14 protein-coding genes and 2 pseudogenes are annotated in these 21,941 nt (G+C 60.8%); 1 reads left to right on the plus strand and 15 read right to left on the minus strand.

Annotated features, from left to right (window positions below; genetic code table 11):
- Positions 1-54 precede the first annotated feature (54 nt).
- The 6 genes and pseudogenes from B0G81_RS32395 to B0G81_RS32420 all read right to left on the minus strand — a co-directional run bounded on the left by B0G81_RS32395 (position 55) and on the right by B0G81_RS32420 (position 6,240).
- The gene (locus tag B0G81_RS32395; protein WP_134141045.1) at positions 55-522 is read right to left on the minus strand and encodes a hypothetical protein; all 468 of its coding nucleotides are present in this window, start codon (positions 520-522) and stop codon (positions 55-57) included.
- A gap of 120 nt (positions 523-642) precedes the next feature.
- Entirely contained in the window at positions 643-990 is a 348-nt protein-coding gene (locus tag B0G81_RS32400; RefSeq protein ID WP_243856670.1) for a colicin immunity protein, read from the minus strand.
- Positions 981-1,361, minus strand: a complete 381-nt coding sequence (locus B0G81_RS32405) for a colicin E5-related ribonuclease (RefSeq protein WP_243856671.1) — start codon at positions 1,359-1,361, stop codon at positions 981-983. Before B0G81_RS32405 ends, B0G81_RS32400 begins: the two co-directional genes overlap by 10 nt.
- A 65-nt stretch (positions 1,362-1,426) precedes the next feature.
- Positions 1,427-5,466, minus strand: a pseudogene (locus B0G81_RS32410) (hemagglutinin repeat-containing protein); the annotation flags it as partial.
- Between the two features lie 141 nt (positions 5,467-5,607).
- A pseudogene (locus tag B0G81_RS45450) lies at positions 5,608-5,709 on the minus strand (ESPR-type extended signal peptide-containing protein); the annotation flags it as partial.
- 294 nt (positions 5,710-6,003) lie between these two features.
- Positions 6,004-6,240, minus strand: coding sequence for a hypothetical protein (locus B0G81_RS32420; protein ID WP_134141051.1), 237 nt, complete (start codon positions 6,238-6,240; stop codon positions 6,004-6,006).
- Between the two features lie 894 nt (positions 6,241-7,134).
- Here B0G81_RS32420 and B0G81_RS32425 point away from each other — a divergent pair.
- On the plus strand, positions 7,135-7,890 hold the full coding sequence (locus B0G81_RS32425) for a hypothetical protein (protein WP_134141053.1): 756 nt from the start codon (positions 7,135-7,137) through the stop codon (positions 7,888-7,890).
- Between the two features lie 266 nt (positions 7,891-8,156).
- Here B0G81_RS32425 and B0G81_RS32430 read toward each other — a convergent pair whose 3' ends face one another.
- The 9 genes from B0G81_RS32430 to B0G81_RS32470 form a co-directional block, all read right to left on the minus strand.
- Entirely contained in the window at positions 8,157-9,095 is a 939-nt protein-coding gene (locus B0G81_RS32430) for a S49 family peptidase (protein WP_134141054.1), read from the minus strand.
- Between the two features lie 34 nt (positions 9,096-9,129).
- Positions 9,130-9,957, minus strand: coding sequence for a hypothetical protein (locus B0G81_RS32435; RefSeq protein ID WP_134141056.1), 828 nt, complete (start codon positions 9,955-9,957; stop codon positions 9,130-9,132).
- Positions 9,958-10,111: 154 nt separating this feature from the next.
- A complete protein-coding gene (locus B0G81_RS32440) occupies positions 10,112-10,996 on the minus strand; it encodes a hypothetical protein (protein WP_134141058.1) in 885 nt (294 codons plus the stop codon).
- A 180-nt stretch (positions 10,997-11,176) separates the two neighbouring features.
- Positions 11,177-12,271 (minus strand): AAA family ATPase, encoded by a 1,095-nt coding sequence (locus B0G81_RS32445; protein ID WP_134141060.1) that lies wholly within the window; start codon positions 12,269-12,271, stop codon positions 11,177-11,179.
- Positions 12,268-12,552, minus strand: a complete 285-nt coding sequence (locus B0G81_RS43900) for a hypothetical protein (RefSeq protein ID WP_121308408.1) — start codon at positions 12,550-12,552, stop codon at positions 12,268-12,270. The genes B0G81_RS32445 and B0G81_RS43900 overlap by 4 nt, the downstream gene beginning before the upstream one ends.
- Before the next feature lie 419 nt (positions 12,553-12,971).
- A complete protein-coding gene (locus tag B0G81_RS32455; RefSeq protein ID WP_134141062.1) occupies positions 12,972-13,793 on the minus strand; it encodes a hypothetical protein in 822 nt (273 codons plus the stop codon).
- A 160-nt stretch (positions 13,794-13,953) separates the two neighbouring features.
- Positions 13,954-15,183, minus strand: coding sequence for a site-specific integrase (locus tag B0G81_RS32460; RefSeq protein WP_121308411.1), 1,230 nt, complete (start codon positions 15,181-15,183; stop codon positions 13,954-13,956).
- Positions 15,184-15,476: 293 nt separating this feature from the next.
- Positions 15,477-18,797, minus strand: a complete 3,321-nt coding sequence (locus tag B0G81_RS32465) for an efflux RND transporter permease subunit (protein ID WP_106284521.1) — start codon at positions 18,795-18,797, stop codon at positions 15,477-15,479.
- A gap of 3 nt (positions 18,798-18,800) precedes the next feature.
- On the minus strand, positions 18,801-21,935 hold the full coding sequence (locus B0G81_RS32470) for an MdtB/MuxB family multidrug efflux RND transporter permease subunit (protein ID WP_134141063.1): 3,135 nt from the start codon (positions 21,933-21,935) through the stop codon (positions 18,801-18,803).
- Positions 21,936-21,941: the final 6 nt, after the last annotated feature.

The raw sequence follows: 21,941 nt of genomic DNA on the forward strand, positions 1-21,941 counted from the left end.
AGTGTGCGGAGTTGGCGGGCGGCACATGGCCGCCCGCACTACGTCTACCGAAACTCAGGCCTTGCCATCTGCCGATGCCTCGCAAAAGCTTCCAATAGTGACGAATACTTCACCTGAATCTTCCTCAAAAAAGGCACTCGCCTTGGCCGCAGAGTTGGGAAAATTCTGGCTAAGTTTTCCGTTCCATAGTTCCGTGATGATTGCAGCGAACTGCTGAGCCTGACCGAATGAAATTCCCTGAAAAATGTCGGTCAGTTCAACCATATTTACCCACGCTTGCGCTTGTTCCGGTTTCATTCCACTTCTTCGATACTTCCGATATCTCGCTTCGTCAAACCATTCAGCAACGACTATTACGTTGTCGAACATAGTCATTGTCGGAGCAAACAAACGCGCCATACAGAGTGCAAAGTCCGGTGGCAGAGCGACCTTTGCGGTGACAGCATGTATGAAATCCAGAGCGGAGAACTGCCCGTTATTTGCTTTGACGAAATCGTCGTACTTCCAGTTTTCGATAGTCATCTTATCGTTTGCACGCCAGTGCAGCGATGACACGCGCAAACGCAACTCGGTCGTTCTCGGAAAGAACCATCGCCTTCTCTGCGAGGTCCGGCGCTTCAATATCAAGCCTGCTAGATGTGTTCATTCCGTATTTTCGACGGAAGAGGCAGTGATGATGAAGGTGTCGTGCTCCGGCTGTTCGGAGATGATGAATTCAATGGCAGCAAGATTGTTTTCGTGAGCGGCTTGCATGTTAGTCGATATCGTCGAACTGTCCCAGATGCAATCAACCCGCGCTTCAAAGCCGGGGTGGTGCCATATCCCACCTTCGATACGTGAAATAGCAAGTCCTCTTTTGGCAGCTTCTCTACATACCGCAATAGCGGCATCAGTGCTTAGTCGCATTACTACGCTGCCACAGAGCTCAAAAAAATCTTTTGCTGCTTCATACCGCTTTTGACGATTGATTTCCATAATGTTTACTTCCATTTAATACGACTATCCGGAATCCAGTCTGGATCGTTTTTCCCGCTAACCTGTACTACCTCGCCAGTCCTGTCGTTTACAACGACATAGCCAGTCGGCGATCCGTAAACGGATGCTGTATCGCTCCGAGGCAGTCCGTCAGGAGTTTTCGCCGCAGACCGATTGTCAGTGGTTGTCCCTACAGGACCGGCATCGACCACCGCTTTGATATCGTTAGCTGTCCAACCGCGACCAGGCAGTTGGCTTCCAATCTTGCTGTCGACTATGACCTTACCATTTATCGCCGACGCTCCTGCGATGAGTCCATTAGCAGGCACGGTTGCCGACTGCGCTTCAGCGCCCTGTGGCACTTTCGCACCGGTTTGACCAAGCATCGCTTTCTCGCGGTCAAACTGCGCGCGAATCTCGGCGGCTTGCCAGTGCTGCCACCGAAGCCCACGCCCGCGCTGACGCCGTTGCTGTTAGCGCTGTAGTGCGACTGGTTCTGGATATCGCTATACGTGAGCGTGCCGGTCGTCAGGCTGTTCTTCGAAGCATCCGCCGCGCTAGATATCACGCCGCCCGTCAGGCCCGTATTGCCCTTGACGTTGACGTTGAATCCGCCATCGCCCGCATTGATACCGGCCTGTTCGTTCACGCCCGCATAGTGCGAATCGGCATGGCCGTTCTGCGCGCTGAAACTCGCGCTGCCGCCGCCCTGGCTGATGGTGAAACCGCCGCTCACGCTGCTCTGGTGCGCGGCGCTGTTCGTCACGTCCTGAACGCTCGTGATGTTCAGGTTGCCGCCCACGTCGGCCGCGATCTGCTTGCCGTTGATCTGCGAGCCGATGATATTCGTATCGCCGACCGATATCACCCTGACGCTGTTCGCGCCGTTCACATGCGAAGCATTCTGGATTGACGCGTCGCTGTTCGCATCGCCATGCGCGTTCGCCATCGCAGCAGAGACGCCGAAGCCGCCGCCCAATGTGTACTGCACGCCGACACTCGCGCTGCTGGAACTGTTCGAGCTACGCGTCGAATCGGTGTCGGTCGTGTTGATGACGTTCACCTTATTCTTCGCTGCGAGAATGACATCGTTCGCGTTCACGTTCGATCCGGCGATAGTCAGGTCGCCGTTCGTCGCCACGAGTCCGGCTGTGCCGCCTGCCTGCACATTGGAGCCGCGGTGCGTCGTCTGGTCTTCGGACGACTGGCTTTCGCTCCTGCTTGATCCAATGCTGACCTTGATGCCGATGTCGGGCTTACCGTCCGGTGTCATACCGGCTTTGGTTAAGCCCGCCAGACCGATATCGCCCGCTGCGGCGATACTGTGCAGCGCCGCCGCACGGTCGTTGCCCGTACTGGTCGAATTCTTCGCCGCCTGACTTTCCGAATACGCGTTATTGATCGCGTCGCCGACCGAACCCGCCAGGCCTATCGTGAGGCCGCTGCTGCTGGTCTTCTGCGTCTGCGCCTGGTGCGAGGTATCGGTTGCCGCGTCGATGATGACGTTCGCCGCCGTACCCGCGAGATTCCCGCCCGCGACGAGGTCGCTGCCTGTGACGTGCAGGGTGTTGCCCGCATTGATTGACAGGTCGCCGTTGATCGACCCGACCGTGCTCGCGTTGTTCTTGACGCTCGATGCCTCACTGGTCGTCGCGAGTTTGTTGGTGCCAATCGTCACGTTCAGGCCGCTCGTTCCCAGGCCCGTACGCGTTTCCTGATAGCTGCTGGACGACTGCATGGTGTCCTGCGTCGTCGTGATGCTCACGTCATGCGCAGCATTGAGCGTCACGTCGTTTGTCCCGACAATCGTGCTGCCTTTCACGTTGATGTCGTTGCCGCTCGCGATTGTCACCGCGTCTGCGGAAACCATGCTGCCTTGTGAGAGCGTGGCGCTGGTGTTGCTCGAACTCGCCACTTCCTTGCCGCTCACGACATTACTGTGCTTGTGCTGCTCCTGCGTATTCTCGACGTGCGTTTCCGTTGCCGCGCCGATGTTGACGTTGCCCGCCGCTGCAAGGGTCGCGGTTCCCTTGTCGAGCGTGACCGCGCTGCCTGTGACGTTGATATCCTTGCCCGATGCCACGGTCAGCGAATTGCCCGCGTTGAGCGTGGTTGCGGTAAGCGTGTCGTCCGAGCGGTGCAGCGATTCCGAATAGCTGCCGTGGCTGTCGCTGCCTGAACTGTTGCTATCCGTCGTTGAGGTCGCCTTGGCGGCCTGCAAGGTCACGTTGCCGTTCGCCGCAACGACGCCACCGCCGCCAAGATTGATATTCGCGCCGGTCGCCGTCAGGTCGCCGCCGACGCCAATCTGCGAAATGCCACCGACCTTGATGGAACTGCCGGTCGTCTGGTTGATGTCGGTGTTCGACACGCCGTTCGCACGCTCGACGATCTTGTGTTCGCCGGTCTGTACCGAGCCGATATCGTAGTTGCCGCCCACGGCCATACCGAGATTGCCGCCGACGTTCAGATTGCCCGCGTTCTGGTCAACGTTGCCGCCCGTCACAATGACCGCATTGCCCGCCACGTTCAGGTTCGCAATGGGGCCAAGCGTGGTCGTGGTGCGCGTCGCACCGGTCGCGCTGACCTGGTCGACAGTTTTGACCGCCGTATTCAGCAGCAGGTCGCCGCCTGCGTTCAGCGCGAGACTGCCGGCGTTCACGGTGGCCGAAGTCAGGTCGACGTTACCCTTGGTCGTCAGCGACATAAGCCCGCCGCTTTGCAGCGTGCCGAATGCGTTACTGATCTGGTTGCCCTGGATCGACAGCGCATTGCCTGCCTGTATCGTGCCGCTATTCGTGAACGTCTGCGCGTTCCGGATGTCGATGTCGGTCGCCGCAATCAGCGGCCCGTTCATGTTCTGCTGGCTGGCCTTCGCGAGATAGACGACCGGCACCAGCACGGACTGACCATCCACGACTTCCGTCTGCATGATGATGACGTTGCCCGTAAGTGCCGCCACCTGTTCAGCCGACAGACTCATGCCGAGCGGCAGATCGAGCGACTTCGACAGCGACGCGCCCGCCTCCAGCAGCGACTGATACATTCCCTGAAGATCGGTATAGGGACCGAGTACCGCCTTGCCGGTCAGCGACGTAATCTGGTTGCGTACAAGCTGCTGCTCGTAGAAGCCATCGCCCAGGCGCTTTTCGGTCGTCTGCGGATTCAGGCCAAGCTGTTGCAGGTAGTAGTCGCTCGAAATGAACGTCTTCTGGTTCGTGAATGCCGGGTTCGTTTCGATCAGGTAAGTGACGCCCGGTGCGGTCGCGGGGCTGAACAGTCCGCCTTGCGGAATCGAGAGGTTTTGCAGTACGTTCTGCGCCGTGGCGCTCGCAATCGCCGGATTGACCATGCTGCTGCCGCCATTCACCGACGCCGCGCCAGATTTCCCGCCGCTCGCGTTACCGCTCACTCCGTTGATATTGACGCCAGACATGGCCTGACCCGGTGCGAGACCGAGCGAAGGAATGCCGGCGTTGCCCGCCGTGTTGTCGATGCTGATGCCGTTGCCCGAGAGCGTGCCGCCCGCGACAAAGCTCGACTCATGGGACGGCAGCGCGTAGTTGCGGATATCGGCGGGTGCTGCCTGCGTGTAGCCGCCCGGAGTGGAGCCCGTGAACGGCGCATCGCCAAACGGCAATGTCCAGTCCGCAATGCTGTGGTCGTAGTTCGTGTAGTGGTAGTAGCCTGAATACGTGACCTGCACACCAGGCGCCGTCTGACCCTGCCAGCTATTCTGGTCGAGCGAGACGGGCGCTGCGATGCTGCCGACCGCCGCGACCGCGCTCCAGTAATTCTGGAACAGACCGACCGACGAGGCATCGAGATTGCCTCCGGCGATGATCTGTCCTTGCGGGCTGATGCCTGCAATCAGGTTCGCGACCGCTACACCGGTATAGGTCGTGTACTGGTAGCCGCTGTTCCACTGAGCGTGTTGTAATCGACGCTGTTTGCGCCGGTCACCACGTTCAGACTGGTCTTCGCGTAGACCGCCGCATTGGCCTGCACGGCGCGAGACAGCAAATCAACCTGATCGACGTTCGACGCGTTCAGACCGGCGCCGCTGATCGCGATGTTGCCGCCCGTGACATTAAAGCCAGACACGGAGCCGTCCGCTGCATAATTCGGAATGCCGGTTGTCAGCGTCGCGCGGCTCGTGTTGATGAATGTCCCACCGTTGACGGAAATCCCTGACGGATTTGCCAGAATCACGTTTGCGCGTTGGCCCGCGACTTCGAGCGCGCCGTTGAACTGTGACGCGCTCGCGCTATTGACCTGGTTGACGATGATCTTCGCGGCCTGTCCCGGCGCGAAATTCGGATTGCCGTTAATCATGCCGCCGAGTTGCGACTGAACCATCGTCGGCGAGTTGTTCAGGATGGCGCCGCGCTGCTGTACGTCGAACTGGTTGTAGGTGTTGACCGACACGCCCGCACCAGACGGACGGTTGATATTCACCTGACCCACGCCGTTCGGCGCCTGGATGACGGACGGGGCGTGCGCGCCGCCCGGTACGATCTGCGCGGCCGTCCACGACGGCAGCGCACCGAGTAGCGCGAGGGCGGCAAACGCAATCTGCCGCAAGGTGAATAGCGCGGTATGACCCGCTGGATTGCCGTGGCTGAAAACCTTGGTCTGCCCGTTTTCTTTTGCTGTCGCCGTGGCGGTTTCCTCGACGGCGACAAGCATGTTTCTCAGCCGGCTGAATACGAGCCGGTAATTATTCCTGTTCATCTGGCCTGTTCGTTATGCTAATTTGTATCGCCGGGTAAACTAGCGCCAGATGAAACGGAAAGCTCGAACTGACGGTCAGTCTTGCGCTGGAAGCAACGCTTCATGTCAAATCGGATTTGTCCTATCGAACATTGGCCGGATATGGAATAGCCAGAACAGGCAAGAAAAAAAGCCCGCGCAAGGCGGGCATAAAAAGGCTATCGACGCAAGGTACGAAAAGCGGTCAGCAATGTGGCGCGCAGAAGTGTCTGTGCCGGTCGCCTGTGAATGTTGCGGTTTATCTAGCGTGTCACGTCATCGGCTGAGCCGTTGTGCGCTGCTTGCGCAGCGGGCCATACGAACATCGGACAAGGCACTCTCGAACAGACCGAAAATCGACACCTGCCCAACTGTGTCGAGTCCAGTGAACTGCTCGGCGACTTCTTCAAGGCTCAAGAGTCCCGCCAGAGCCTGCAACTGGTCAACGCGAATGACGGCGGCATCGAATGCGGCATCGTTTTGCTGCCGGTCTGCGTGCAGAAATTCAGCCATGACGCACCTCAGTTGCGCTGTTACAAGGCTCAATTAAGGCGCGTGCTGAGACGCGGCGCGCATTGATGGACTCAAGAAAGGCGAATTGCGTCAGCCTGGAATGCGCGGGGATTGCATGCATGATGCGGCTTCCTTTTGCGGGTTGCATGACCCGGCTCCGACGCCAATCGGGTGGCCGGGCACAAGGCAGGGTTGGCGTACCGGCGCAAAAGGAAACCGGCGAGCGCGAGCGCTCCCCCACCAAGGCCCGACCATAAGAGGCGCAAGGTGTGCGGACGCAAAAAAACCGCCAGTCGGCGGTTGTCCGCCTTTTGCTTTCCGGGACGCCAATCCCGCATCGCTGCTGTTTCAGCGACGCTCAAGTATAGCGCTCCGCCGGCACGGTGCAAGAGCAAACGCAAATCCGAAGTTCGCGCACGAGGTCTACAAGGTCGGGACAGGCCGCTTCACCGACGGGAAAGCGTGCTTCATAGATACCTATCGAGTCGTTGATGACGAGCGACACGTACTGTTTGTAGCTGTCTATCGCCGTGTGTGCATTCGAGATGCGAACCCTGCCAAGCCAAACCCTTCCGATTTGGATCGGTATTCACGACCATCTTTGTGACTGGTTTGCGACGCTAGCTTCGTGCGAACGGCATCACCTTCTGTCTTTTAATAAGGTCGCTCTGCTTGAGACCCGCGCGTCCGCGATGAATGCGTCCTGTCCCTCACAGCTAGCGCCACGCCGGATGGTTTGCAAAGGCCGCTGCAAAGTGCAAAGGCTTTTGCAAATCCATAACTAGAGGAAAGACGTGGTGCGCAATTGCCCGCGATTTAAAAAGGCTTGGAAAGTACCTTTGGAATGCCATAGAGTTCAACCTCTGACGCTTAACCTTCACCCTTAAAGGTTCCATGGCTATCGCACGTCCTTACAAGCGCACATGCCGTCAGCTTGCCGATGGGAGTTATGCCGGCAACGGCAACGGCCGTTACGTGGTGCATGAGGCATACGCGCAGGCGCCCGAGCACTACATTCGGGCATTCCAGATCATTCAGAAAGACTTGCAGGCGCTATTCGATTACGTCGAGCCGTCAGACGGAAATCTCGGATGCCATTCCTACCGCATTCCTGAACTTCTTCTTCGTTCATGCATTGAGGTAGAGGCAAACTGCAAGGCGATTCTCACCGAGAACGGCTTCGTACTGCCTCGATCTCCAAACATGGGCGTCTACTCAAAAGTAGAGGTTTCCCACATGCTGTCGGGCTATGAGGTTGCGGTACCTACGTGGCACGGCAATGACGCGCGTAGAAAGCCGTTTCGCAACTGGGCAAACGCGGATGCAACGGATCGGTTTCTACCCTGGTATCAAGCCTATAACGCGACCAAACACAATCGGGCGACGGCCTTCGAACAAGCGACGTTCGAACACATGCTCGATGCTGTCTGTGCAGTTGTCATTTTGCTATCCGCACAGTTTCATACCGAAGACTTTTCGAACGACAATACTCTCTCTGCTGTCGGCCAAAGTCGGGACGGATTGGAGACTGCAATCGGTGGGTATTTTCGCATCGGCTTTCCAACGTGGCCCGACGAGCAGAGGTATGAGTTCGACTGGCACCAACTCCAAAATAACGGCGAGCCGTTCGCCAGCTTTCCGTACGCGTGACTCGACAGCGGGTTGTCACCGGGCCGTCGTCATAGCCTTCGCCAGTTCCGCACCAAAGACGCGATTGAAGTTAGCCGACACGACAGCCTGCGCTCGATCACCGTAGTGCAGGATGCTCTCCGGAAATTTCTAATCGCCGCTCGCGAACGTTTTTAGCGCGCGAAGATAGTCATACCGCCCGCACACGCGGCGTCGATATGCCGCTCGGATGCGCCAATACGTTGGGGCGTCAAGTAGCCGCCGTGGACGCAGAGCGGCGCGCATTGTTACCACAGCGCTGCCTTCAGTTCTGCGCAATACGCAAGCTGTCCCCACGACCGCCTGCGTTCGGACGGTGGGCGCGCGGGTGCGACGTTGCGCACTGTTCCCAGTGACGGCTTTCCCAGTTCCTGTCGCAAAGCCAGAAGCGCTTCATCCGGCGGCATCACGGCGTCCGCCAGTCCGGCACGGACGCTGGCCGCGCCAAGGTACGTCCCGCCATCCATGTTACGTACCTGCGCGTTAGACAGGCCGCGATTGCGCGCCACCGTCGCCGTAAGCATCTTGCCCACGGCGTCGATATCCGCTTTGATGCGCCGGTACGCCTCACGTGCGAGCGGCCGGTACTCGCTACCGTCAGCCTTGCGCTCGCCGGAAGTAATCAGCGTGACCGCGATACCTGCATCGGTGAGCGCCTTCGAGAAGTCCACATGCGCGACGAGCACGCCGACGCCACCAGTGCCGCCCGTGCGCGGTACCGTGACCTGTTCACATGCGGAGGCGATGCAATATGCAGCGCTAAAGGCGCACTCGTTACAGACCGCGAGTAGCGGCTTGCGCCGACGCGCCGCGCAGATCGCATCGGCGAGGTCCAGCAGGCCCGCTATCTCACCGCCGGGACTGTCGATATCGAGCACAATGGCCCGCACGGCAGAATCGGCGAGTGCGAGACTCAGGCTCGCGCGGATACCGTCGTAGCCCGTCACAATGTCGGCGCCGGCCATCAGGCACGGCGCCGCTGTGCCGGTCTTGCTTAACAGCATCCCCCGCACCTGAATGACCGCAATGCCCGTGACCATCGCATACGGCGGTCGAGGTCCGACTTGCGCAACGTCCGCGTCGACCCTGCCACCAATAACCGCGACGCGGGGTGTCGCACAGGCGGTCGCCGCGATGGCTGCGAACCTGCCTGGCTCGATCGCGAGCGGCGTGTTGAGCAGGCGCATTGCGAGGTGCTGATAGCCAGGCGTCACAGATGCCTCAGCGAATGACGGTTTCGCCAGTGGGCCGGCTGCGTGGACCGCTTTCGGTGATCACCTCGGACTTGACCCGATAAGGCTGCGGGCGCTTGTCCAGACGAACATAGCGTACATGCGAGCGTGTAGCCCGCAGCGCTTTCGCGACGGGTTCCATCGCCGCATGCACCGCAGCCTTCGCCGCCTCGGTCTGTACGGTTGTCACCAGCAGCAGGTTTGGCGCGTCGTCGCTACCGCCGCAGTGCGGAAAATAACGCATCAAGCTTCGGCGCGGATCCGACAGGTGGGCGCTTATCATGAAATCCTGCACGGAGCGGATCGGCACAATACCCGTTAGCGCAACAATTTTCGCGTAGACGGCTCGCACTGGCACGAGGCTTACATCGAGTTCAGCTGCGAGCGCATCCAGCACTCTCCCAGCGATATCGGCGGCATCGGTGCTCACAATTCGGATTTCGACGGAGATCTCTTCATCGATCACCGCCGCCTGTTCTTCCAGAGCGTCGAGCCGCGCCCGCAACCGGCGTTCAAGCAGTTCCGCTTCAACTTCCTGTTTCGCGAGCGCAGCCAACGCTGCTTCATGCCTTTCGAAGTCAATGGGCGCCGGTTCCGCCTCGGCGCCGACCAGTTCAATCTCTGCGCCCGTCGCCTCGGCCTGGAGGGCGGCCACCGTATCGTGCGCGTGCGTGATCTCGGCCGGCAGCGACTCGATCCGCGCGACCAGTCGCCGCTTTTTTTCAAGTAGGGCGTCAAGTCGCTGGAATGACTCGCAAGGAACGACTATTTTCGCGAGGGCGTTCGTGTCCGCACTCGTATTCGGGGTGTCAGTCATGACGATTGCTCCTTTTTTAGCACTTCAAGTTGTCGGCGATCGGCGCAGGCAGTGCCATGGTTTGCCAGTCGCCTGCCGGCTATAGTTCTCCTGATGTAGCGGGAAAAACGTCCTCACACAGGTTCTATTCAAAGACCGGATGGAAAATAGAATGTCAAGGCGACGATGGCCTGCCTAGCGCCCGTTTCCAGTCACCCATGATTCGCTGCATCGACTCCGACTCGACGCGCTCGATTTCGACCATGTGATTCCACGCGTCGATATCAAGATGCTGGACAATCGAGTTCCGGACGCGCCTGCGCAGATCGTTCGAATTCATCGCGTCAACTTCCCAGCACTTCTCACCGTACTTGCGGATAAACCATCGATAGCGCGCATCGCTTTTTTTGGTCTCAGCCAGAAAGTACGGCAGCGCGTCCGAAGAGACGTCGACATGCGTGAGCGCGATACGGCATAACTGGAACCTGCCTGGATCGGCGCCGTAGCGCTCCAGCCGGTCTGGCAGGTCTTCCTCGCTCATGAACATTCCACTCGGGTCCCAGTCGCCGACATAGAGCAGCACGGTCGGCTTCTCACGGTGGTTGATGGATCCGGCCATGTCGTTCGTCGCGGTTGCGCTGGCAAAGCCATGCATCACCCGGAACGGCACACCAAATTCTTCAAGTACCGCCGCCAGTACGCCGCGTACCGTACCCTTCTCACTGACCAGTTCGACGTTATATGGCTGGTCCTGCCAGTAGTCCTTGCGATACTGACCGACCAGCGATTGAATGAAGTGCGCGCCGTCGCTCCATTGCGCGACCTGTTCGACCTCACGCGTTTCGTCAACAATCCAGCTCCATTCAATCTGGCCGTGCTCGCGCGCCCACGTGAGCAGGCGCGACACGTTGCCGGTTTCATTCCTGCCCATGTTTTCGATAAGCCCGCGTGTGAAAAGTTGGTAACAGACGCTGCGCACCGTCGTTGGCTTGATTTCTTCGAGCACGCGGACCGCCGCGTCGACAAGTTTGACTGACTGGATGTGCAGGCCGCGTCCCATGATTTCGCCTCCTTGTGTCCAGTTGGTTGACGAAGTTAATAAGGTAAATAGGTTAAGTAGCTCAACAACTCATACGGTCTGGTAAGCATTGCTAACCTGTTTAACCGAAGTAACCTACTTAAAAAAATAAACACTATTGATCTACTTAACCTTCTTTCTACTGCTGCTACGCCACTACCGCTAGGCAGCGGTATCGACGATCTGCCGCCCCATTACCGTAAGCGTCAGCATGCCTCCCGGTCTGCGAACCAGGCCAGCCTCCAGCAGACGTGGCACCATCTTCGACACAGCCGCGTAGCTAACTCCGAGCGCCTGCGCTACCTGGTTCTGCAATCCGGCGCCGTTCGCGATCGCCCGCAGATAAGCCAGTTGCTCGTCCGTGACCATCGCGTCGGCATCACATATGAAGCGGAATTGCAGATCTTCGCCGAGACGCAGCATGAACCGGCTGTCCGCTATGTCGCGACCGGTCGTGTGAAGCACGCGCCGGTCGTCCGCTTCCTTGCGAAGTACGAACAGCGCATCGGCACCGCCGGCTACCGCAGTGCTGCCGCCGATCTGCGAATACACGTCGCCGAGATCGCTCTTGGTGGTGTGACCGACGCAGACAATCGACATTGCCCGCTCGTTCGCTTCGTGGGCGAGCCACGCCAGTTCTTCGCCCTCCTGTTCGTACTGGTCCTGCCTCTTGTCGAGCGGCGGGCGGAATTTAGGCCAGGTATCAGTGACGAGCATTTTCACCGGCATCCGGTCGAGAGCAGCCGTCAGCGCGTTGCGGTTGCCGCGTCGCCACTCGAAAGTCCACGCGAGATTCGGCACGTGCGCTGTGTCAATGCCTGCCTGCTGAAGCCGGTCATGCACACGCCAGCGCGCGTTTTCCACATCGATATACCAGCACCGGCCCGCATCCACATCCCGGCCCCACAACGGCTGACCACTCGCCACCGCGACGGTCATTTGCAACGCGAGCAGTGATTTGCCTTGTTTTGGCCGTCCAGCGAGATAGGTAAGCCCAGTGGGCAGCAGGCCATCGATCACGAATTTCGGCCGCGTGGGCGGCGCCGCAAGCAGTGTGTCTGTCATCACGATTTCCGGCTCCCATATCTCGATGGTCTTGCCGCTGGCATCTGGCATCTGCCCGTTCGCTTTCGCGATTGCCTTCGCTGCACGCCGCTGGGCAACCTCACGCTGTTCGCGCCGGTTGCCGTTACACTCGATCTGGGTCGCGTACCACGCTGCATCAACCGAACCCGGTACGTCGCGTTCAGCATTCATAGTTCACCCCGCGCAGCACGACGCTCGACGGCCTCTCGCAAACAGACGCGGGCATGTTCCTCAATCCAGTCGCGATGCTCGATCCAGTTGGCTTCGCTCATACAGGCGCGGCAGCTTTGGAGTTCACGTCCAATCAACTCTTCGAAGTACTTCCGCAGCGATTGCGTCGTCCAGATGCGCGGCTTGTCCGGACCATGCGTGACCCCTGTTGTGTTCGACCTCCCGTCCGACGTTACTTGAGAGCCCGCTACCTGGCGGACGCTTCCGTCCCTGGCGTTCATGCCGCGCCGCCGGCGGACGGACGGGTCGCTTTCATGGTGTGCTCCCGCCTGAGCCGGTCGCCAGGACCTGCCGGATCTCGCCGACTTTCCATCGCGTCGAGCTTCCAAACTTGTGGGGCTGCGGCAACAGGCCGAGTTCGACGCGCCGCCAGACGGTTGAGACTGATACACCAAACAACGCGGCGACCACCCTGACACCGACAAGGCCGGCGCCAGGCATCTCGTCAAAGCAGGTGAGAGCAGGCGGGAGAGTTTGTGGCTTCATGATGTACGCGCTCCGTATGGTCTGGCGCGATACAGGAAACCCTAGGTCCAGTCGCACCGCGCTAACGTGAAATAGCACAAGGCGATATGAATATAGACTCGCAAAGATGGCCGTTTTGCCAGTTGGCAAAAGTTGTTGCCAACTGGCATGTCACTCAACGTTCAAGCAGCGATAGGCCCGCGCTTATGCTGTTACGAACGCTCGTCGAACTCATTCCGCGTGTGTTCGCATCGGGAAGTGCTTCCATGATTTTTGCAACGGCGTCACCGATCTGCTTTGCGTTCGGTTTCCCGCCACGCCTGTAAATACCGGCCTTTTCCGAAAGCAATAGCGCCAGCACACCAATCTGCTTGAGCAGCGTCTCACGCTCCCGAGCCCCGATCGTCACTGACGTGGCCGGCATTGGCGGCGATGCCACTAGCGCAAACAGATCCGCAGATGCAATCTGCAAATCAGCGCTCGGTGCGGGTAACTCAATGTCCGCGATGAAGTTGCTTACATCGAATGACGCTGGGTCGCTGTTAGGGAGGCGCCGCACCAGCTTGAGGATCGTCTCTCCGTCGTCATCGTAGACGAGATGGCCATAGAGCAAATGGATCGAGCTGTGCTGGGTATCGGCACCGGGCCCGGACACCAGATCGCTCCGATCAACGTTAGCGAATCGGTGCCGCCCGGTCAGCACACTCACGGTTTCGTCGCCATCGAACCAGACTTCGCTGCCGCGTTTGAGCAACGCAAGCTGGTCCGGCGAAGGTTTTTCGATTAACGGGAAGAATGGATTTTGCGATGGATCGGTGAAATAGATGCATCCCGGATTTATCCGCACGGCATAGCGACCGCGTGCGTCAATCCACGCAGTCAGCTCGCCCGCGTTGATACGGTCAAGCACGTCGCGCTCGGTAATGGGCTCCTCGCACATGCGCTGAAGGAGTGCTGCGGCTTCCGCCACCGTATACCACTTCTTGAAGGAACTCATCGTCTGGCCCGCGCAGCTGCCCTGTTAGGGGCGCCATCGAGGCGGACAGGGCAACTCCGCCACGGCGCTTAAGAACGACAGCGTAGCAGGTTGCCGCGAACCTGGGTGCCACCGCGCGCGACGGCTTGCGCCGCACAACGACAGCCGCTCAAGTCCCCATTCAGGCCGCCTGTTCCAGCGGCAGCACCGTTGCGGGCTGTGCGAAGGGTGCGTCCAGGAATTCGGCCCACTGCTGCATCAGTGGTATCCGCGCCTCAAAATGGCGCGTGCGTTCGTAAGCCTTCTGCACGTCACCGCGCGAGTCGTGAGCCAACACGGATTCAGCCACCCGCTCTGACGCGCCCGCACTTTCGGTCAGCCAGGTCCGTAACGAGCTTCTCGCACCATGAACCGTCAGTTCCTCGCGCGCATATCCAAGGTCCCGCAGCAGGTCGCGCAACACGGTGCCTGTAATCTCCTTGCCCTTGACACTATCGAAGAGCCTGTCGTCGGGCCTGTGCGAACCCGGCAGCCGGCGCAGCAGGTCACAGGCGGCGTCGCTCAATGGCACCGAGTGGGCGCGCCCGGCCTTCATCCTGGTCTCAGGGATGTTCCACACCTTCGCGGCGAGATCGACCTCACGCCAGGTTGCGCCAGTCGCCTCGGCGCTGCGCGCGCCGGTCAGCACAATGAACGCCATCGCCTTTGCTACCGGGCCGCTATTCGAACGCAGTTTCTTCATGAAGGCGGGCATCGCCTGCCACGGCAGCGCAGCCCGGTGTCCCGCTTTTGCCAGCACTTTCGGCAGCAGGTTTTGCAGGTGATTATCCCAGCGAGCAGGGTTCTCCCCCGCGCGATGACCACCCGAGGTGGCCCACGCGAGGATCGCTTCGAGGCGGGTTCGCAACTGCACGGCTGTCGGATTTCTGGTGAGCCAGATCGGTTCAAGCACGCGAAGGATATCGCCTGTCTCGATCTCCGAAACATCGAGACGGCCTATCGGCTGATCGGCGTACAGCCGGATCGTACTGCGCCACTGCTCCGCGTTCGTCGGGCTCCAGCCGGCTTCGCGCAGTTCGATATATTTCGCCGCCGCCTCCCTGAAGGAAAGACGGCGCTCCTGCGCGCGCTGCGCCGTTTTGCGGGCGTGCTGCTTCTGGCCCAATGGATCGATACCTGCCGCCTTCAGACGGCGCGCCTCGGCCGCCTTTTCGCGAGCCTCGCTCAGCGAGACGGTTGGATACCCACCCAGGCCCATCTCGCAGGATCGCCCGCGCAACTGGTATCGATAAATCCATGACCGGCTGCCGCCACGCGCGACTTGCAGGTGCAAGCCGGCGCCGTCGGGGTGATAGCCCGGCTTGGTGATGGTCCTGACGGCGACGGCTGTGAGGCGGTGGATGCTGCGCATCTTGTTCGTTCCGGAATCAAAATCTGCGCAACTTTACCCCCAAATTTACCCCCATGCAAACGTGCGATGAGTTGAAACGACATGGGTCGGATTGATACGAAAATCTGGACATAAATCTTTTTAAATCAATACTTTATGTGTCTCATGTCGCCTCATTCGAGAGCGGGCCGTATCACGCTTGTATTTGCGGCGGCAAAGAGAAGTAAGTGCCGCCCCGCACAGGGGCAACGCTAATAGACCACAAACAAATCAAGGAAAGGCCAACAACAAAAAATCACGCACCACAACAAACATCAACTAGCAGCCGCCCCAGCCCGCCGACCCTTCCGGCCCTCCCACCTGACCCGAACCCGATCCATATAAAGATACACAACCGGCGTCGTATAAAGCGTGAGCATCTGACTAACAATCAACCCACCCACAATAGCAATCCCAAGCGGCGCCCGAAGCTCAGCCCCTTCCCCGCGCCCAAACGCCAACGGCAACGCCCCCAACAAAGCAGCAAACGTCGTCATCATGATCGGCCGGAACCGCAGCAAACAAGCCTGATGAATCGCATCCCGCGAGGACAAACCATGCCGCGAAGCTTCAATAGCAAAGTCCACCATCATGATCGCGTTCTTCTTCACGATGCCGATCAGCAGAATCACCCCGATCAACGCGATGATGCTGAACTCCGTCTTGAACAGCAGCAATGCCAGCAACGCGCCCACGCCCGCCGAAGGCAGCGTCGACAAAATCGTCAACGGATGGATATAGCTTTCATACAGCATCCCCAGCACGATATACACGGCGGCCAGCGCAGCCAGAATCAGAATCGGCTGATCGGACATCGACTGCTGGAACGCCTGCGCGGTCCCCTGGAAACTGCCGTGGATAGTCCCCGGCATGCCGATCTGCGCCATCGTGTCGTAAATCGCCTGAGTCGCCGTCGACAGCGAAACGCCCGGCGGTAAATTGAACGAAATCGTCGAGGCCACGAACTGGCTCTGGTGGTTCACGGAAAGCGGCGTGCTGCCCGGCCCGAAGCTCGCGATCGCCGACAGCGGCACCATCGTTTCCTTCGCCGTCGAGACCGCCGCGCCCGACGACGCGCTCGACTTGCCGCTCGCCGCAATCGAGTTGATCGCCTGATTGCGCGCGGAGTCGGCGGCAATGCTCGCCGCGCTCGAAGCGGTCGTGCCCGCCGTGCCGCCCGTCGTCGCGCTCGTGGACGTGGTTGTCGCGGCGCCGGTCTCCTTCGTCACCGTGCCTGCCGGAGCGTTGGTGGTCTGCGCGCCGCTCGCGCTGCCGCCCGACGTGCTGATGTAAATCTGCTTCAGCATGTCGGGACTCTGCCAGTACTTCGGCGCGACTTCCATCACAACGTGATACTGGTTCAACGGGTTATAGATCGTCGACACCTGGCGCTGGCCGAACGCGTCATACAAGGTGTTGTCGATCTGCGCCGGCTTGATGCCAAGGCGCGCCGCGGTGGCGCGGTCGATCGTCACCATCGCTTCGAGGCCGCCTTGCTGCTGGTCGGAATTCACGTCCGCGAGTTCGGGGCGCGCCTGCAGCGCCTCGGTGAGCTTCGGGCCCCACAGGTACAGGTCGGGCGTCGAATCGGCCAGCAGCGTGAACTGGTACTGCGCGTTCGATTGCCGTCCGCCGACGCGAATGTCCTGCACCGCCTGCAGGAAAGTCCGCGCGCCGGCCACGTCGCCGAGCGGCTCGCGCAGTTGCTGGATCACCTGATCGGCAGAGGCCTTGCGCTCGGACTTCGATTTCAGCGTCACGAACATGAAGCCGGAATTGGTCTGCCGTCCGCCGGTAAAGCCGGCCACGCTTTCCACCGCCGGATTCTTGCCGACGATCTCCATCATCTGCGCGAACTTGCCTTTCATGGACTGGAACGAGGTGGACTGATCGGCCTGAATGCCGCCGATCAGCCGGCCCGTGTCCTGCTGCGGAAAGAAACCCTTCGGCACGATGATATACAGCCACACGTTCAGGCCGATGGTCAGCAGCAGGATCGTCACGATCAGGCGCGGATGCAGCAACGCCCAGCCGAGCGTGCGCTCGTAACCACGCTGCATCGACGCGAAGCCGCGTTCCAGCCAGCGGCCGAAACGTCCTTCTTCTTTCTGCTCGTGCGGCTCGCGCAGAAGGCGCGAGCACATCATCGGCGTGAGCGTGAGGGAGACGATCAGCGATACGCCTATCGCGAGCGAGAGCGTAAGCGCGAATTCGCGGAACAGGCGGCCGACAATCCCGCCCATCAGCAGAATCGGCAGGAACACGGCGACCAGCGAAATGCTGATCGACAGCACGGTGAAGCCGACTTCACGTGCACCGAGGAAAGCCGCTTTCATGCGCGGTACGCCATTCTCGATATGCCGCGAGATGTTCTCCAGCACCACGATCGCGTCGTCGACCACGAAGCCGGTCGCGATGGTCAGGGCCATCAGCGAGAGGTTGTCGATCGAGAAACCGAGCATGTACATCGCGCCGAACGTGCCGATGATGGAGATCGGCACGGCCACGCTGGGGATCAGCGTGGCGCGCCAGTTGCGCAGGAACAGGAACACCACCATCACCACCAGCGCGACCGCGACCACCAGCGTGAACTCGGTGTCTTTCAGCGAGGCGCGGATCGTGGTGGAGCGGTCGGCGGCCGGCGCGATGTCGACGTCCGCAGGCAGCGACGCGTGCAGTTGCGGCAGCATCGCCGTGACACGGTCGATAGTGTCGATGATATTCGCGCCCGGCTGGCGGTACAGGATCACCAGCACCGAACGCTTGCCGTTGAAGAGGCCGAGGTTGCGCAGATCTTCGACCGAATCGACCACCTCGGCCACGTCGGAGAGCTTCACCGCCGCGCCGTTGCGATAGGCGATGACCAGATCCCTGTATTGCGACGCCTTGCTGGCCTGGTCGTTGGTATAGATCTGCACGCGGTTCGGGCCGAATTCGATCGAGCCTTTCGGGCTGTTCGCGTTGGCCGCGGCGAGCGCCGCCCGCACGTCTTCGAGACCGATGCCGTAGTGCGAGAGCGCATTCGGCTCCAGCTCGACGCGCACGGCCGGGTTGGCCGAGCCGCTCACGTCCACTTCGCCGACGCCGTCCACCTGCGACAGCGACTGTTGCAGCACGGTGGCCGCGGAGTCGTACAACTGGCCGGCCGTGAGCGTTTTCGACGTGAGCGCGAGAATCAGAATCGGCGCGTCGGCCGGATTGACCTTGTGGTACGTCGGATTGCTGCGCAAGCTCGCCGGCAAGTCGGCGCGCGCCGCGTTGATGGCGGCCTGCACGTCGCGCGCGGCGCCGTCGATATCGCGATTCAGGCCGAACTGCATGGTGATGCGCGTCGAGCCGACCGAACTCGACGAGGTCATTTCGGTGACGTCGGCAATCGAACCGAGATGCCGTTCGAGCGGACTGGCGACACTGGTCGCCACGGTATCCGGACTCGCGCCAGGCAGAGAGGCCTGCACCGAAATGGTCGGGAAATCGACCTGCGGCAGCGGCGCGACCGGCAGCTTGGTGAACGCGAAAATGCCGGCCAGCGCGATGCCGATCGCCAGCAGCGTGGTGGCGACCGGGCGGGAGATAAACGGACGCGACAGATTCATCGCTCAGTTCCCTGCATCGCTGACGGGCGGCGTGGCGCCTTTGGACGGCCCGCCGCGATTGAAGCGCTCACGCGCGCGGCGGCCGAGCGAGTCGAACGCGAGGTAGATCACCGGCGTGGTGAACAGCGTCAGCAACTGGCTGACGATCAGGCCACCGGCAATCGCGATACCGAGCGGACGGCGCAGTTCCGAGCCTGCGCCGGTGCCGAGCATCAGCGGCAGCGCGCCGAGCAGGGCGGCGAGCGTGGTCATCAGAATTGGCCGGAAGCGCAGCAGGCACGCCTGGTAGATCGCTTCGCGCGGCGGCTTGCCTTCCTCGCGCTCGGCGTAGAGCGCGAAGTCGATCATCATGATCGCGTTCTTCTTCACGATACCGATCAGCAGCACGATCCCGATGATGCCGATGATGTCGAGATCATGCCCGGTGATCAGCAGCGCCAGCAGAGCGCCGACGCCGGCCGAAGGCAGCGTCGAGAGAATCGTGATCGGATGGATGAAGCTCTCATACAGTACGCCCAGCACGATATACATCGTGACGATCGCCGCGAGAATCAGGAACAGCTCGTTCGACAACGACGCCTGGAACGCCAGCGCCGCGCCCTGGTAGCGCGTCTGGAACGACGCGGGCAAGCCGATGTCCTTCTCCGCCTGATCGATCGCCTTGACCGCCGCGCCGAGCGACGAACCCGGCGCGAGGTTGAACGACACGGTGGTGGCCGGGAACTGGCTCAGATGCGTGACGAGGAGCGGCGCGGGCTTTTCGATGAAACGCGCGATCGACGACAGCGGCACCTGGCCGCCCGTGGAGGTGGAAGAGGGCAGATAGATCGACTTCAGCGATTCGGTGTAATGCTGCATCGCCGGTTGCGCTTCCAGAATCACGCGGTACTGGTTCGACTGCGTGAAGATGGTGGAGATGATGCGTTGGCCGAACGCGTCGTACAGCGCACTATCCACAGTGGCCGGCGTGATGCCGTAACGCGATGCGGTGGCGCGGTCGATTTCGATGTAGACCGACTGGCCGTTGTCCTGCAAGTCGGTGGCGACGTCGGCGAGTTCGGGCGACTGCTTCAGCCGTTCGACCAGCTTGGGAACCCACGTAGTGAATTCGCCGATGTTCGCATCGGTCAGCATGAACTGGTACTGCGTCGGGCTGACGGTCGAGTCGATCGTCAGATCCTGCACCGGTTGCATGTACAGCGACGCGCCGGCGATATGCGCCACGTCCTGCTGCAACTGGCGGATCACTTCGCTCGCGGTGTTGCTACGGTCGTCGCGCGGCTTCAGATTGATCAGCATGCGGCCGCTGTTCAGCGTGATATTGCTGCCATCCACGCCGATGAACGAGGTCAGGCTCTCCACGTCCGGATTCTTCAGGATCTGCGCGGCAAGTTCCTGCTGACGCTCGGCCATCGACGCATACGACACCGACTGCGGCGCCTGCGTGATCGCCTGAATCACGCCGGTGTCCTGCACCGGAAAGAAGCCCTTCGGAATGAACACGTACAGCACGCCGGTCAGCACCAGCGTGAGCACCGCAACGACCAGCGTGGAGCGTTGCCGGTTCAGCACCAACGTGAGCGCGACCGCGTAACGCGCGATCACCCAGTCGATCGCGCGGTGCGCCTTGGCTTCGAAACGATGGCTCTCATGCGGCGGCGCGTGACGCAGCAGTTTGGCGCACATCATCGGCACGAGCGTGAGCGACACGACCGCCGAAATCACGATCGTCACGGCAAGCGTAATGGCGAATTCGTGGAACAGGCGGCCGACCACGTCGCCCATGAAGAGCAGCGGAATCAGCACGGCGATCAGCGAGACCGTCAGCGAAATGATCGTGAAGCCGATCTGTTTCGAGCCCTTCAACGCGGCTTCGAGCGGGGCTTCGCCTTCTTCCACGTAACGCGCGATGTTCTCGATCATCACGATCGCGTCGTCCACCACGAAGCCGGTCGCGATGGTCAGCGCCATCAACGATAAGTTGTCGAGCGAGAAGCCGCACAGGTACATCACGGCGAGCGTGCCGATCAGCGAGAGCGGCACCGAGAGGCTCGGAATGATGGTCGCGTAGACGTTGGCGAGGAACAGATACATGACCAGCACGACCAGCACGACCGACATGGCCAGTTCGAACTGCACGTCGCGCACGGACGCGCGGATCGTGGTGGTGCGGTCGGTGACGACTTCCACGTCGAGCGCGGCGGGCAGTGCCTGTTGCAACTGCGGCAGCAGCTTCTTGATACTGTCCACCACCTGGATCACGTTCGCGCCCGGCTGGCGCTGCACGTTCAGAATGATGGCGGGCGTGCCGTCGACCCACGCGCCGAGCTTGGTGTTCTCCGCACCCTGCACGATGTTGGCGACGTCGGTCAGCATCACCGCGCGGCCGTTCTTGTACGCCACCACGGCGCTCTTGTAGGCGTCGGCGTCGGTCAACTGGTCGTTCGCATTGATCGTGTAATTGCGCGTGGGACCGTCGAAGTTACCCTTCGGCGTGTTGACGTTCAGGTTCGAAATCGTGGTGCGGAGGTCGTCCAGGTTCAGACCGTACGCAGCGAGCGCGCGCGGGTTCGCCTGAATCCGCACGGCCGGGCGCTGGCCGCCCGACAGGCTCACCAGACCCACGCCCGCCACCTGCGAGATTTTCTGCGCGAGCCGCGTGTCGGCCAGATCCTGCACCTGCGTGAGCGGCAGCGTCTTCGAGGTGATCGCGAGCGTGATGATCGGCGCGTCGGCCGGATTGACCTTGGCGTAGATCGGCGGGGCGGGCAGGTCCGACGGCAGCAGGTTGCCGGCCGCATTGATGGCGGCCTGGACTTCCTGCTCGGCGATATCGAGCGGCAGGTCGAGGCTGAACTGCAGCGTGATGATCGACGAGCCGGCCGAGCTTTGGGACGACATCTGATTGAGCGACGGCATCTGCCCGAACTGACGCTCGAGCGGCGCGGTGACCGATGACGTCATCACGTCCGGGCTCGCGCCCGGATAGAAGGTCTGCACCTGGATGGTCGGATAGTCGACCTGGGGCAGCGCCGAGAGCGGCAAGAAGCGCAGCGCGACGAGACCGACCAGCATGATCGCCGCCATCAGCAGCGCGGTGCCGACGGGACGCAGGATAAAGGCGCGAGATGGATTCATGCGGTA

Source organism: Paraburkholderia sp. BL6665CI2N2, from assembly GCF_004366535.1.
Classification (GTDB): domain Bacteria; phylum Pseudomonadota; class Gammaproteobacteria; order Burkholderiales; family Burkholderiaceae; genus Paraburkholderia.